At 59.7% G+C, this 705-nt stretch carries 1 protein-coding gene and 1 pseudogene; one reads left to right on the forward strand and one right to left on the reverse strand.

The window, feature by feature from the left end; all coding sequences use genetic code 11:
- On the forward strand, positions 1-303 hold a 303-nt coding region (locus JP75_RS26905), incomplete at its 5' end, for a hypothetical protein (protein WP_210165362.1).
- A 108-nt stretch (positions 304-411) separates the two neighbouring features.
- Here JP75_RS26905 and JP75_RS26725 read toward each other — a convergent pair.
- A pseudogene (locus JP75_RS26725) lies at positions 412-705 on the reverse strand (nucleoside 2-deoxyribosyltransferase); the annotation flags it as partial.

Raw genomic sequence — 705 nt, forward strand, 5'->3', positions numbered from 1 at the left:
TTGGAAGAAGGGGGATCATCCCGCAACCGCCAGACTTATCCTCCCCCGCCAAACCCCGCTCACAATGATGGATGCAGCCAGGACGGCCCCACCCATCACCCGGGAGAATCACCAGCAAAACCACATATCGCGAGATGGCTCCAAACCGCGCAAAACCCGCGAAAAATCGGCAAAAGATTGCCCGAAATTCCTTCAAAATTTAACGATTTGCAGCCAGTTACAACCAGTAACCAACAACAAGATCAGGGCATTACAGGCAGCACTGCGCCCAAAACCTTACCAAAAATCGCTGCAAAACCGTGAAACACCAAAATGTTTCACGCTCTCCCGATTCGGGTGCCTGCCATCCTCCCCGGGTTCGAGGCCGGTTTCCCAGCCTCCGCCCCCGGAAAGGCCACGCGGGGATAAGTCCTAGAGCAGCTTCGCCGCCGCGATGGCCAGCACGCGCTCGAAGCCCGTGAGGTCGGTATAGATCGCGTCCTCGGCTGCGTCGTGCACCACCACTGTGCCGTTGCGCCGCTCCACCCCGCCATGCAGCATCAGGTTGTCGATCATCTCGAAATCCTCGACCGACAATCCGTCCGGCCCGCGCCGATGCCCCTGGCTGTCGGCCACCACCGCGCCCTCGTAATAGGTCAGCACCCGCTGGTGGTGGTCATGGGCCACATTGGTATAGGCGAAGGCGTGCTTGCCCTGGCCGCACAT

Source organism: Devosia riboflavina (genome assembly GCF_000743575.1).
Taxonomy (GTDB): domain Bacteria; phylum Pseudomonadota; class Alphaproteobacteria; order Rhizobiales; family Devosiaceae; genus Devosia; species Devosia riboflavina.